The 12,314-nt window shown below is 60.8% G+C and carries 12 protein-coding genes; 9 read left to right on the forward strand and 3 right to left on the reverse strand.

The features are described from left to right. Positions 1–52: 52 nt before the first annotated feature. The 6 genes from hslU (at position 53) to PMI24_RS07440 (ending at position 7,189) form a co-directional block, all read left to right on the forward strand. Positions 53–1,390 carry an ATP-dependent protease ATPase subunit HslU gene (gene hslU / locus PMI24_RS07415; protein ID WP_007952406.1) on the forward strand — a complete coding sequence of 446 codons (1,338 nt, stop codon included), beginning with the start codon at positions 53–55 and terminating at the stop codon, positions 1,388–1,390. 76 nt (positions 1,391–1,466) lie between these two features. Beyond that, positions 1,467–1,844: a gamma-butyrobetaine hydroxylase-like domain-containing protein gene (locus PMI24_RS07420; RefSeq protein ID WP_007952408.1), complete on the forward strand. Its 378-nt coding sequence runs from the start codon at positions 1,467–1,469 to the stop codon at positions 1,842–1,844. A 258-nt stretch (positions 1,845–2,102) separates the two neighbouring features. Then, positions 2,103–3,782: a class II poly(R)-hydroxyalkanoic acid synthase gene (phaC, locus tag PMI24_RS07425; RefSeq protein WP_007952410.1), complete on the forward strand. Its 1,680-nt coding sequence runs from the start codon at positions 2,103–2,105 to the stop codon at positions 3,780–3,782. A gap of 68 nt (positions 3,783–3,850) precedes the next feature. Next, positions 3,851–4,705 carry a poly(3-hydroxyalkanoate) depolymerase gene (gene phaZ / locus PMI24_RS07430; protein WP_007952412.1) on the forward strand — a complete coding sequence of 285 codons (855 nt, stop codon included), beginning with the start codon at positions 3,851–3,853 and terminating at the stop codon, positions 4,703–4,705. Positions 4,706–4,857: 152 nt separating this feature from the next. After that, entirely contained in the window at positions 4,858–6,540 is a 1,683-nt protein-coding gene (phaC, locus tag PMI24_RS07435; RefSeq protein ID WP_007952413.1) for a class II poly(R)-hydroxyalkanoic acid synthase, read from the forward strand. A gap of 28 nt (positions 6,541–6,568) precedes the next feature. Further along, entirely contained in the window at positions 6,569–7,189 is a 621-nt protein-coding gene (locus PMI24_RS07440) for a TetR/AcrR family transcriptional regulator (protein ID WP_007952414.1), read from the forward strand. Between the two features lie 70 nt (positions 7,190–7,259). Here the strand turns inward: PMI24_RS07440 and PMI24_RS07445 are convergent, their stop codons facing one another. The 3 genes from PMI24_RS07445 to PMI24_RS07455 form a co-directional block, all read right to left on the reverse strand. Next, positions 7,260–8,126: a phasin family protein gene (locus tag PMI24_RS07445; protein WP_007952415.1), complete on the reverse strand. Its 867-nt coding sequence runs from the start codon at positions 8,124–8,126 to the stop codon at positions 7,260–7,262. 10 nt (positions 8,127–8,136) lie between these two features. Beyond that, positions 8,137–8,559 carry a phasin family protein gene (locus PMI24_RS07450; RefSeq protein ID WP_007952416.1) on the reverse strand — a complete coding sequence of 141 codons (423 nt, stop codon included), beginning with the start codon at positions 8,557–8,559 and terminating at the stop codon, positions 8,137–8,139. A gap of 258 nt (positions 8,560–8,817) precedes the next feature. Further along, positions 8,818–9,093: a polyhydroxyalkanoic acid system family protein gene (locus PMI24_RS07455; RefSeq protein ID WP_007952417.1), complete on the reverse strand. Its 276-nt coding sequence runs from the start codon at positions 9,091–9,093 to the stop codon at positions 8,818–8,820. Positions 9,094–9,258: 165 nt separating this feature from the next. Here PMI24_RS07455 and ubiE point away from each other — a divergent pair, with 165 nt between their 5' ends. The 3 genes from ubiE to ubiB are packed head-to-tail and all read left to right on the forward strand — an operon-like array spanning position 9,259 to position 12,253. Continuing rightward, positions 9,259–10,029 (forward strand): bifunctional demethylmenaquinone methyltransferase/2-methoxy-6-polyprenyl-1,4-benzoquinol methylase UbiE, encoded by a 771-nt coding sequence (gene ubiE / locus PMI24_RS07460; protein WP_007952418.1) that lies wholly within the window; start codon positions 9,259–9,261, stop codon positions 10,027–10,029. Then, entirely contained in the window at positions 10,029–10,652 is a 624-nt protein-coding gene (locus tag PMI24_RS07465; protein WP_007952419.1) for a ubiquinone biosynthesis accessory factor UbiJ, read from the forward strand. The genes ubiE and PMI24_RS07465 overlap by 1 nt, the downstream gene beginning before the upstream one ends. Continuing rightward, on the forward strand, positions 10,649–12,253 hold the full coding sequence (ubiB, locus tag PMI24_RS07470; protein ID WP_007952420.1) for a ubiquinone biosynthesis regulatory protein kinase UbiB: 1,605 nt from the start codon (positions 10,649–10,651) through the stop codon (positions 12,251–12,253). The genes PMI24_RS07465 and ubiB overlap by 4 nt, the downstream gene beginning before the upstream one ends. The last annotated feature ends 61 nt before the right edge of the window (positions 12,254–12,314 follow it).

Consider the following 12,314-nt stretch of genomic DNA (forward strand, 5'->3'; position numbering starts at 1 on the left):
TGACGCGGCCCCTGTGCCACGGCTTGTTTCTGCTTGAGGACCGTCAATTATTATGTCCATGACTCCCCGCGAAATCGTCCACGAACTCAACCGCCACATCATCGGCCAGGACGATGCCAAGCGCGCCGTCGCGATTGCCCTGCGCAACCGCTGGCGCCGTATGCAGCTGCCTGAAGAGCTGCGCGTTGAAGTGACCCCGAAGAACATCCTGATGATCGGCCCGACCGGTGTCGGTAAAACCGAGATCGCCCGTCGTCTGGCCAAGCTGGCCAACGCACCGTTCATCAAGGTCGAAGCGACCAAGTTCACCGAAGTCGGCTACGTCGGCCGTGACGTCGAATCGATCATCCGTGATCTGGCCGATGCCGCGATCAAGATGCTGCGCGAGCAGGAAATGACCCGCGTTCGTCACCGCGCCGAAGACGCCGCCGAGGACCGTATCCTCGACGCTCTGCTGCCACCGGCACGCATGGGCTTCAGCAACGAAGAAGCGCCGACCCAGGATTCCAACACCCGCCAACTGTTCCGCAAGCGCCTGCGCGAAGGTCAGTTGGATGACAAGGAAATCGAGATCGAAGTCGCCGAAATGGCCGGCATCGAAATCGCCACGCCTCCGGGCATGGAAGAAATGACCAACCAGTTGCAGAACCTGTTCGCCAACATGGGCAAGGGCAAGAAGAAGGCTCGCAAGCTCAAGGTCAAAGAAGCGCTGAAGCTGGTACGCGACGAAGAAGCCGGTCGTCTGGTCAACGAAGAAGAGTTGAAGGCCAAGGCTCTCGAAGCAGTCGAGCAGCACGGCATCGTGTTCATCGACGAGATCGACAAGGTCGCCAAGCGCGGCAATGTCGGCGGCGCCGATGTGTCCCGCGAGGGCGTGCAACGTGACCTGCTGCCGCTGATCGAAGGCTGCACCGTCAACACCAAGCTGGGCATGGTCAAGACCGACCACATCCTGTTCATCGCCTCCGGTGCGTTCCACCTGAGCAAGCCGAGCGATCTGGTACCGGAGCTGCAAGGCCGTCTGCCGATCCGCGTCGAACTCAAGGCCCTGAGCCCGCAGGACTTCGAACGCATCCTCAGCGAACCGCACGCTTCGCTCACCGAGCAATACTGTGCGCTGCTGAAAACCGAAGGCCTGAACATCCAGTTCCAGCCGGAAGGCATCAAGCGTCTGGCGGAGATCGCCTGGCAGGTCAACGAGAAGACCGAGAACATCGGTGCCCGTCGCCTGCACACGCTGCTCGAGCGTCTGCTGGAAGAGGTGTCGTTCAGCGCCGGCGATCTGGCCAGCGCCCACGATGACAAGGCGATCCAGATCGACGCCGAGTACGTCAACAGCCACCTGGGCGAATTGGCGCAGAACGAAGACCTGTCCCGTTATATCCTGTAAGCCATACTTACAGTGGTCGTGAAACTGTGGGAGCCATCGGCTCCCACAATTTTTTCCACCTGACGGAACGCCGGCGATGACCCAACTCCCCACCGACATCAAACTGCACAAAGCCTCGAAAACCCTGTCGCTCAAATACGCGTCCGGCGAGGAATACACCCTGCCCGCTGAATTCCTGCGCGTGCATTCCCCCTCCGCCGAGGTCCAGGGCCACGGCAAACCGATCCTGCAATTCGGCAAGCTGAACGTCGGCCTGACCAAGGTAGAACCGGCCGGTCAGTACGCACTGAAACTGACCTTCGATGACGGTCACGACAGCGGTCTGTTCACCTGGGATTATCTGTACGAGCTGGGGCTACGTTATGACGCACTCTGGGCGGATTATCTGGCCGAGCTCAAAGCCGCCGGCAAAACCCGCGACCCGGACCAGTCCGTCGTCAAGCTGATGCTCTAGTCCGCGCCTCGGACTGTTTAGAGGGCATTTTCTAGATTCATCTGTTTGAATGCTCCGCTAAAGCGGCCCGGGATCGGCTGCTTGCGAAAAAAATCAATCTCGGGTAACCAATGGAACTGGCAAGTTCCCTGCAGTGCTCTACGACTGTAAAGCAGCTATGCAGAATCAACGGTCACCCGAGCAGTAGTACCTGGCATTGGCTGTGGAACTGCACAGCAGAAAACCGGGTACTCGTCTCAGGACAATGGAGCGTCGTAGATGAGTAACAAGAATAACGATGATTTGAAGTACCAGGCCTCGGAGAACACCCTGGGGCTGAATCCTGTCGTTGGGCTTCGCGGAAAGGATCTGCTGGCCTCTGCTCGAATGGTGCTGACCCAGGCCATCAAACAACCGATCCATAGTGTCAAACACGTCACCCAGTTCGGCCTCGAACTGAAGAACGTGCTGTTCGGCAAATCCGACCTGCAACCGGCGGGCGATGACCGTCGCTTCGTCGATCCGGCGTGGAGTCAAAACCCGCTGTACAAACGTTATCTGCAAACCTACCTGGCATGGCGCAAGGAACTCCATGCCTGGATCGACGACAGCAGCCTCTCGCCCAAGGACATCGCGCGCGGCCACTTCGTGATCAACCTGATGACCGAGGCCATGGCGCCGACCAACACGGCGGCCAACCCGGCGGCGGTCAAACGCTTCTTCGAGACCGGCGGCAAGAGCCTGCTCGACGGCCTCTCGCATCTGGCCAAGGATCTGGTGCACAACGGCGGCATGCCGAGCCAGGTCAACATGGGCGCGTTCGAGGTCGGCAAGAGCCTGGGCGTGACCGAGGGCGCGGTGGTGTTTCGCAACGACGTGCTGGAGTTGATCCAGTACAAGCCGATCACCGAGCAAGTGCACGAGCGCCCGCTGCTGGTGGTGCCGCCGCAGATCAACAAGTTCTATGTATTCGACCTCAGCCCGGACAAGAGCCTGGCGCGCTTCTGCCTGCGCAACAATGTGCAGACCTTCATCGTCAGCTGGCGCAACCCGACCAAGGAACAGCGCGAGTGGGGCCTCTCGACCTACATCGAAGCCCTGAAGGAAGCGGTCGACGTGGTCACCGCGATCACCGGCAGCAAGGACGTCAACATGCTTGGCGCCTGCTCCGGCGGCATCACCTGCACCGCCCTGCTCGGCCACTACGCGGCAATCGGCGAGAACAAGGTCAACGCCCTGACCCTGCTGGTCAGCGTGCTCGATACAACGCTGGACAGCGACGTCGCGCTCTTCGTCGACGAGCAGACTCTGGAGACCGCCAAGCGCCATTCGTATCAGGCCGGCGTGCTCGAAGGCAAAGACATGGCCAAGGTCTTCGCCTGGATGCGCCCCAACGATCTGATCTGGAACTACTGGGTCAACAACTACCTGCTCGGCAACGAGCCGCCGGTGTTCGACATTCTGTTCTGGAACAACGATACGACTCGACTGCCGGCCGCGTTCCACGGCGACCTGATCGAGATGTTCAAAAACAACCCACTGATCCGCCCCAATGCACTGGAAGTGTGCGGCACACCGATCGACCTCAAGCAGGTGACCGCCGACATCTTCTCGCTGGCCGGCACCAACGACCACATCACCCCGTGGAAGTCCTGCTACAAGTCGGCGCAGCTGTTTGGTGGCAAGGTCGAATTCGTGCTGTCCAGCAGCGGGCATATACAGAGCATCCTGAACCCGCCGGGCAACCCGAAATCGCGCTACATGACCAGCGATGAAATGACCAACAATGCCGATGACTGGCAGGAAAACTCGACCAAGCACGCCGACTCCTGGTGGCTGTACTGGCAGGCGTGGCAGGCCGCGCGTTCGGGCGAGCTGAAAAAGGCGCCGACCAAGCTGGGCAACAAGGCGTATCCGGCAGGCGAAGCTTCACCGGGCACTTACGTTCACGAGCGGTAACCGACACACCTCACTCCCTGCGGGGAGTGAGGTGAACACTGAGATTGCGACCCACAGGGCCTTGAAGCATGCCGCACCCGTTCATCTTTCGAACCGTCGAGCTGGATGGCCAGACCATCCGCACGGCGGTCCGCCCCGGCAAGCCTCACTTGACGCCCTTGCTGATATTCAACGGCATCGGCGCCAACCTGGAGCTGGTGTTTCCTTTTGTCGCGGCGCTGGATCCGGACCTGGAAGTGATCGCCTTCGACGTGCCCGGTGTCGGTGGTTCCTCGACGCCGAGCCGACCGTATCGCTTTCCCGGGCTGGCGAAACTCACCGCGCGGATGCTCGATTACCTCGACTACGGACAGGTCAACGTGATCGGCGTGTCCTGGGGTGGGGCGCTGGCGCAGCAGTTCGCCTACGACTATCCCGAGCGCTGCAAGAAGCTGGTGCTGGCGGCGACCGCTGCCGGTGCGGTGATGGTGCCGGGCAAGCCGAAAGTGCTGTGGATGATGGCCAGCCCACGGCGCTACATCCAGCCGTCCCATGTGATCCGCATCGCCCCGATGATCTACGGCGGCTCGTTCCGCCGCGACCCGACACTCGCCGCCAGCCATGCGGCCAAGGTGCGTTCGGCGGGCAAGCTCGGCTACTACTGGCAACTGTTCGCGGGTCTTGGCTGGACCAGCATTCACTGGCTGCACAAGATTCACCAGCCGACGCTGGTGCTGGCCGGTGATGACGATCCGCTGATCCCGCTGATCAACATGCGCATGCTCGCCTGGCGAATCCCCAACGCGCAGTTGCACATCATCGACGACGGGCATCTGTTCCTGATTACCCGGGCCGAGGCGGTGGCGCCGATCATCATGAAATTCCTCCAGGAGGAACGTCAGCGTGCGGTGATGCATCCGCACCCGACACCGCTGGGCGGATAACCGTCCCGGCACGGATTTCTGGACAGCGTCTTGCAACGCTTCCGCACAGGTGCGTGGCAGGGAGCCTGCGCAGGCAACAACCCGCAACAGCGTCTATGGTGTTCTGGTTCGGTGTGTTTGTTTTTGGCCTGAAGACGAAGGAGTGTTGAGTCATGCGTGACAAACCAGCGACGGGCGTCGTGCCCAGCCCCGCCGTGTTCATCAATGCACAGAGTGCCATGACCGGTCTGCGCGGCCGGGACCTGATCTCGACCTTGCGCAACGTGGCTGCCCACGGTTTGCGCAATCCGATCCACAGTGCAAAACACGCCTTGAAGCTGGGAGGCGCGCTCGGACGCGTGCTGCTCGGCGAAACCCTGCACCCGACCAATCCGCAGGACAGCCGCTTCGCCGATCCGGCGTGGAGCCTGAACCCGTTCTATCGGCGCAGCCTCCAGGCTTATCTGGCCTGGCAGAAACAGGTCAAGAGCTGGATCGACGAGAGCAGCATGAGCGACGACGACCGTGCCCGCGCGCACTTCGCCTTTACCCTGCTCAACGACGCCGTGGCGCCCTCCAACACCCTGCTCAATCCGCTGGCTGTGAAAGAACTGTTCAACTCCGGCGGCCACAGTCTGGTGCGCGGGTTGAGCCATCTGTTCGATGACCTGTTGCACAACGACGGCCTGCCTCGTCAGGTGACCAAACAGGCTTTCGAAGTCGGCAAGACCGTCGCCACCACCACCGGCTCGGTGGTGTTTCGCAACGAAATGCTCGAGCTGATCCAGTACCGGCCGATGAGCGAAAAACAGTATTCGAAACCGCTGCTGGTGGTGCCGCCGCAAATCAACAAGTACTACATTTTCGACCTCAGCCCGAGCAACAGCTTCGTTCAGTTCGCCCTGAAGAACGGCTTGCAGACCTTCATGATCAGCTGGCGCAACCCGGATGTGCGGCATCGCGAATGGGGCCTGTCGACCTACGTCGAAGCCGTGGAAGAAGCGATGAACATCTGCCGGGCGATCACCGGCGCCCGCGAGGTCAACCTGATGGGTGCCTGCGCCGGCGGGCTGACCATCGCGGCGCTGCAAGGGCATCTGCAGGCCAAGCGGCAGTTGCGGCGGGTCTCCAGCGCCACCTATCTGGTGAGCCTGCTCGACAGTGAGATGAACACCCCGGCCACCCTGTTTGCCGATGAGCAAACGCTCGAAGCGGCCAAGCGGCGCTCCTATCAGAAAGGCGTGCTGGACGGTCGCGACATGGCCAAGGTGTTCGCCTGGATGCGCCCCAACGATTTGATCTGGAGTTATTTCGTCAATAACTACCTGCTGGGCAAGGAGCCGCCGGCGTTCGACATCCTCTACTGGAACAACGACAGCACCCGCCTGCCCGCCGCGTTTCATGGCGACATTCTGGACTTCTTCAAGCACAACCCGTTGACCCATCCGGGTGGCCTGGAAGTGTGCGGCACGCCGATCAATCTGCAAAAGGTCACGGTCGACAGCTTCAGCGTGGCCGGCATGAACGACCACATCACGCCGTGGGACGCGGTCTATCGCTCGACGCTGTTGCTGGGCGGTGAGCGGCGCTTCGTGCTGTCCAACAGCGGCCACGTGCAGAGCATCCTCAACCCGCCGGGCAACCCGAAAGCCAATTACGTCGAGAACGGAAAGCTCAGCGGTGATCCGCGTGCCTGGTACTACGACGCCAAGAAAGTCGACGGCAGTTGGTGGCCGCAGTGGCTGGAGTGGGTGCAGCAGCGCTCCGGCACCCTGCGCGAAACCCAGATGACCCTCGGCAACGCCAATTATCCACCGATGGAAGCGGCACCCGGCACCTATGTGCGTGTGCGCTGACTGACTCAAGCCCTTTTAAGAAGACTGGATGAAAACAAGCGAACGGATCCTCGAATGTGCCCTGCAGTTGTTCAATGAAAAGGGCGAGCCGAACGTCTCCACCATGGAGGTTGCCAATGAAATGGGGATCAGCCCCGGCAACCTCTACTACCACTTCCACGGCAAGGAACCGCTGATTCTCGGACTGTTCGAGCGCTTCCAGAACGACCTCGCCCCGCTGCTCGACCCGCCCGCCGATGTCGAACTGGCGCCGGAGGATTACTGGCTGTTCCTGCACCTGATCGTCGAACGGCTGGCGCAGTACCGCTTCCTGTTCCAGGACCTGTCGAACCTGGCCGGACGCCTGCCGAAACTGGCCAAAGGCATTCGCCAGTTTCTCAACGTGCTCAAGCGCACGCTGGCGTCATTGCTGGCGCGGTTGAAGGCGTCGGGGCAGTTGGTCAGCGACACTCAGGCGCTGGGGCAACTGGTGGAGCAGATCACCATGACGCTGCTGTTCTCGCTGGACTATCAGCGGATTCTCGATCGTGAAGGGGAGGTGCGGCTGGTGGTGTACCAGATCATGATGCTGGTGGCGCCGCACCTGTTGCCGCCGGTGAAGGTGGCGACGGAGAGGATGGCTTTGCAGTATCTCGAAGATCACGAGTAATCCGACGGCTTTTTCCCAAACAAAAACGCCCGACCTTCACAGGCCGGGCGTTTTCTTGAGCCCTGAAAAATCAGGACTGACTGTTTGGCGTCGACGGAGTCGATGCAGCAGTCGGAGCTGGCGCCGGGGTTGGAGCCGAGGCGGAGTTCGACGTGCTTGCCAGTGCTTGCGGTGTGGTCACCGGTTTTGGTGCTGCTGCTTTCGGCGCAGCGGCTTTCGGCGCGGCCGGTTTTTTCACTGCCGGTTTTTTCGCCGCAGCCGGTTTGGCGGCAGGCTTGGCAGCGGGTTTGGCGGCAGCGGTTTTCGCTGCTGGCTTGGCCACAGGTTTGGCAGCTGGTTTTGCAGCCGGCTTGGCGGCGGCCTTGGCGGCAACCGGTTTGGCCGCGGCTTTCGCTGCAGGCTTGGCGGCAGCAGTTTTGGCGGCCGGTTTTGCGGCCGGTTTGGCGGCGGCTTTAGCCAGTGGCTTGGCAGCGGTTTTGGCCGCAGGCTTGGCTGCTGCGGTTTTGGCCGCGACAGGCTGAGCTTTCAGGCCGGTGAGTTTTTCGATCTGCTTGGTCAGGGTATCGACCTTTTTGTGCAGATCCTTCACCTCGTTGCGGCTCGGTACGCCCAGGCGCGAAATCGCACTGTTCAGGCGCTTGTCGAAAGCCCCTTCCAGCTGATCCCAGGTGCCCAGCGCGCGATCTTTCACGCCGCTGATACGCGATTTTGCCGAGCTTGCAGAATCCTTGGCAGCATCGACTTTCTTGCCGACTGCAGCCTTGGTGAGCTTCTCGGCTTTCTCGCCGTCTTTGACCAATGTATCGAAGAGCTTGCTGCCGTCAGTGTCGATCTTCGAGTACACGCCTAAACCAGCCAGCCAGATCTTGCGGGAATAGTCTTCGACTTTTCCGATCCACGAGCTGCCTTCTTTATCGGTGTTCTTTTTACCAGCCATCCCGTTCTCCTTAAGATTTACGCGCGACGCGTTCGAGCAATGCCGTCAGCTCATCGAGCTTAGCAGAGAGTGCCTCAACGTCATGTTTAGACGGAATGCCGATACGATTCAAGGCACTGGCGACACGCGTGTCGAACGCCTTCTCGACCTTGTCGAGCTGAACTTCGACCCGGCCTTTGAAAGAGCTGACTTCGCTCTTGGCTTCATCGATCTCGGCGTTGGCCGCTTCGAGTTTTTCGGTGACGGCTTTTTTGCCTTTCTTTTCAACAGTTTGACCAGCCTTGATCAACTCCTGAAAGTACTCGCTGCCCTCCTGACCGACCTTGGTGTAGGCACCCAGGCCTGCCAGCCAGATCTTGCGGGCATAGGATTTGACGTCGCTCAGAGCGGAAGTCGAAGCGTCGATTTTTTTCTTCAAAATGACTTTGGCCATGGTGCACCTCACGCGCAGAAGGTTTGAGGAACTGCCCTGACGAGTGTCGGGCTCAGGCACAAAGTAGGGAGAAAAATTAGAAACGGCACCCTAACAACTGACATAAACAGGTGGGCACACCACAAAACAAATGTGGGAGCGAGCTTGCTCGCGAATGCGGTGTGTCAGTCACGGAAATGTCGGCTGATACAACGTATTCGTCGGATCGCCGCCCGGAGCAAGCTCGCTCCCACAGGGGGATTTCATTTCAGGCAGAAATCAGACCAGCGCTTTATCCAGCGCCTTTTCGATCTCGGCTTTGATCATGCCGCTCATGGCCGACATCATCAGGCCCAGTTCCACGTCGACCCGTATCGAATCCTCGGCCACATGCACCGCGCCCTTCACGCCCGACCGTTTGAGGTTCAGGACATCGCCCGACCACTGCGGCTCGAGGCCATATTGATCGGAGAGTTTCTGCGCCAGTTTGTCGGCTTTCTCGCGGGCTGCTTCCTTGCCCAGGCTGTGGGCACGCTCAACACTGATATGGGCCATTGAATGACTCCTGTTTTTTGAATGGGGCTATGAATGCCTGCAACGAATCTTGACCGCCACTGCGGCAAATCGTCCCGAAGGTTGCCCATCTTACCTTTAGCCATTCCAAGACAAAGCATGGCTTGGGGATTAGAATGTCGCGCATTCTCTTTTGGTGACAGCGATATGACTGATCAGCGCAAAGGCAGCGATGCCGAACCCACCACTCACTTCGGCTTCAAAAACGTTCCGGAAAGCCAGAAAGCGGAAAAAGTCGCTGAGGTGTTCCACTCCGTGGCCGCCAAGTACGACCTGATGAACGACCTTCTGTCGGGCGGCATGCACCGTCTGTGGAAGCGTTTCGCGATCGAACTGTCGGGCGTGCGCGCCGGTAACCGCGTGCTGGACATCGCCGGCGGTACGGGCGACCTGACCAAAAAGTTCTCGCATCTGGTCGGCCCGACCGGTCAGGTGGTTCTCGCGGACATCAACGAATCCATGCTCAAGGTCGGTCGTGACCGCCTGCTGGATGTCGGCGTGTCGGGCAATGTCGAGTTCGTTCAGGCCGACGCTGAAAAGCTGCCGTTCCCGGACAACCATTTCGACTGCGTGACCATCGCCTTCGGCCTGCGCAACGTGACGCATAAAGAAGACGCCCTGCGTTCGATGCTGCGCGTGCTCAAGCCGGGCGGTCGCCTGCTGGTGCTGGAGTTCTCCAAACCGACCAACGCGCTGATGTCCAAGGCCTACGACGCCTACTCGTTCGCCTTCATGCCGCTGATGGGCAAGCTGATCACCAATGACTCGGAAAGCTATCGCTACCTGGCCGAATCGATCCGCATGCACCCGAATCAGGAAACCCTGAAGTCGATGATGGTCGACGCCGGTTTCGACCGCGTGACCTATCACAACATGACCGCAGGCATCGTCGCCCTGCACCGCGGCATCAAACCCTGATGCTGCTGACCGGGCTGCTCGCCAGCGTCGAACTCGGCCTGAACCGCGTGCTGCGTCTCGACAGCACGGCGCTGCCGCGACTGGCGCACCTGACCGGCAAAGTGATTGCCGTGGATTGCCGCAGCCCGGCGCTGCAACTGTTCATCCTGCCGAGCGACGAAGGCCTGATGCTGGCGTCCCACTGGGAAACCGGCGTCGACTGTACCCTGCGCGCCCCGGCCTCGAGCCTGGTGAAACTGGCCCTGAGCAAGGACAAGACGGCGGTGCTGCACGCGCCGGAAGTCGAACTCGACGGTGACAGCGGCGTGCTGCTGGAACTGGCCGGCGTGCTGCAGGACCTCGAGCTGGACTGGGAGTACGAACTCTCGCGCTGGCTGGGCCCGGTCGCCACGCAACTGGTCGGCGGTCACCTGCGCAGCCGCGCCCGCTGGTATCAACAAGGATTTGCCAGCCTCAACCAGAACCTCGCCGAATACCTGGCCGAAGAATCGCGCACCCTCGTCGGTCAGCGCGAAGCCGAAGCCCGCTTCAGCGAACTGGACCGGATCAAACTCGATCTGGAACGTCTCGAGGCGCGCTTCGAGCGCCTTTCCCGATCCCTCGACCCAAGCGATAACGCATGAAGCTGCTCGCCGTCCGCCGTCTGTTGCGCATCCAGCGCGTCGTGATCCGCTACCGCCTCGATGACCTGCTGTTCGATCTGCCTTTGCCGTGGTTCCTGCTGGCGCTGCGCTACGTCTTGCCGTGGCGCTGGTTCCCGCGCAAGCCGCTGGACCTGAGCCGTGGCGCACGCCTGCGCCTGGCTTTGCAGGACCTGGGGCCGATCTTCATCAAGTTCGGGCAGATCCTTTCGACCCGCCGCGACCTGTTGCCGGAAGACATCGCCGATGAGCTGATGCGGTTGCAGGACCGCGTGCCGCCGTTCGATTCGCAGCTGTCGGTCAAGCTGATCGAAGAGCAACTGGGCAAGAAGATCAGCGAAGTGTTCAGCCGCTTCGACGTCGAACCGCTGGCCTCGGCCTCGGTGGCACAGGTACACGCCGCGCAACTGAAGACCGGCGAAGAAGTGGTGGTCAAGGTGATCCGCCCGGGCCTGAAGCCGATCATCGCCCAGGATCTGGCATGGCTGTTCATCCTCGCCCGCGCCGCCGAGAAGGTCTCCGCCGACGCCCGCCTGCTGCACCCGGTGGACGTGGTCAGCGACTACGAAAAAACCATCTACGACGAACTCGACCTGTTGCGCGAGGCGGCCAACGCCAGCCAGTTGAAACGCAACTTCGAAGGCTCGCCGCTGCTCTACGTGCCGCAAGTCTATTGGGACTGGTGCCGGCCGAAAGTGCTGGTGATGGAGCGCATCTACGGGATTCAGGTGACGGATCTGGCAACCCTCGCCGACCAGCGCACCGACATGAAGATGCTTGCCGAACGCGGCGTGGAGATCTTCTTCACCCAGGTATTCCGCGACAGTTTCTTCCACGCCGACATGCACCCGGGCAACATCTTCGTCAGCACCGTCAACCCGTGGAGCCCGCAGTACATCGCGATCGACTGCGGCATCGTCGGCAGCCTGACCCCGGAAGACCAGGATTATCTGGCGCGCAACCTGTTCGCGTTCTTCAAGCGCGACTACCGCCGCGTGGCGCAATTGCACATCGATTCGGGCTGGGTGCCGGCGGAAACCAAGCTCAACGAATTCGAAGCGGCGATCCGTACCGTGTGCGAGCCGATCTTCGAAAAACCATTAAAAGATATTTCATTTGGCCAGGTGCTGATGCGCCTGTTCCAGACCGCGCGCCGCTTCAACATGGAAGTGCAGCCACAACTCGTATTGCTGCAAAAGACCCTGCTGAACATCGAAGGCCTGGGCCGTCAGCTGTATCCGGACCTGGATCTGTGGAACACCGCACAGCCGTTCCTCGAACGCTGGATGCGCGAGCGCGTCAGCCCGAAAGCCTTGATCGGCAACGTCCAGAGCCAGTTCGAACAACTGCCGCACCTGGCCAACATGGCCCGCGACCTGCTCGAACGCATGTCCCAACCTCACGCCAACGACCCGCCACCGCCGTGGAAAAAGCGCAAGGACGACTGGTTCCTGCGCCTGCTCGGCAGCGCCCATCTGGCGGGTGGTACGATCCTCGCCGCCGGGGGCCCGATGCACGAACTGGGGCATTGGCCCGCCGGAATCATGGTGGCAGTCGGCTTGTATCTGGTCGTTCGCCGATAGCCAGTTCCGTGATCGGCTGGCACACTGTTTCAACGCCTGAACCCGACTATTGAAGTGTGGG

Source organism: Pseudomonas sp. GM25 (assembly GCF_000282255.1).
Classification (GTDB): Bacteria; Pseudomonadota; Gammaproteobacteria; order Pseudomonadales; family Pseudomonadaceae; genus Aquipseudomonas; species Aquipseudomonas aphyarum.

What these genes read in the sequence shown, in the direction of transcription:
- phaC (WP_007952413.1), top strand. Translation starts at nt 4,858, where the DNA reads ATGCGTGACAAACCAGCGACGGGCGTCGTGCCCAGCCCCGCCGTGTTC.
- hslU (WP_007952406.1), top strand. Translation starts at nt 53, where the DNA reads ATGTCCATGACTCCCCGCGAAATCGTCCACGAACTCAACCGCCACATC.
- ubiE (WP_007952418.1), top strand. Translation starts at nt 9,259, where the DNA reads ATGACTGATCAGCGCAAAGGCAGCGATGCCGAACCCACCACTCACTTC.
- PMI24_RS07450 (WP_007952416.1), bottom strand. Translation starts at nt 8,559, where the DNA reads ATGGCCAAAGTCATTTTGAAGAAAAAAATCGACGCTTCGACTTCCGCT.
- PMI24_RS07420 (WP_007952408.1), top strand. Translation starts at nt 1,467, where the DNA reads ATGACCCAACTCCCCACCGACATCAAACTGCACAAAGCCTCGAAAACC.
- PMI24_RS07465 (WP_007952419.1), top strand. Translation starts at nt 10,029, where the DNA reads ATGCTGCTGACCGGGCTGCTCGCCAGCGTCGAACTCGGCCTGAACCGC.
- ubiB (WP_007952420.1), top strand. Translation starts at nt 10,649, where the DNA reads ATGAAGCTGCTCGCCGTCCGCCGTCTGTTGCGCATCCAGCGCGTCGTG.
- PMI24_RS07455 (WP_007952417.1), bottom strand. Translation starts at nt 9,093, where the DNA reads ATGGCCCATATCAGTGTTGAGCGTGCCCACAGCCTGGGCAAGGAAGCA.
- PMI24_RS07445 (WP_007952415.1), bottom strand. Translation starts at nt 8,126, where the DNA reads ATGGCTGGTAAAAAGAACACCGATAAAGAAGGCAGCTCGTGGATCGGA.
- phaZ (WP_007952412.1), top strand. Translation starts at nt 3,851, where the DNA reads ATGCCGCACCCGTTCATCTTTCGAACCGTCGAGCTGGATGGCCAGACC.
- PMI24_RS07440 (WP_007952414.1), top strand. Translation starts at nt 6,569, where the DNA reads ATGAAAACAAGCGAACGGATCCTCGAATGTGCCCTGCAGTTGTTCAAT.
- phaC (WP_007952410.1), top strand. Translation starts at nt 2,103, where the DNA reads ATGAGTAACAAGAATAACGATGATTTGAAGTACCAGGCCTCGGAGAAC.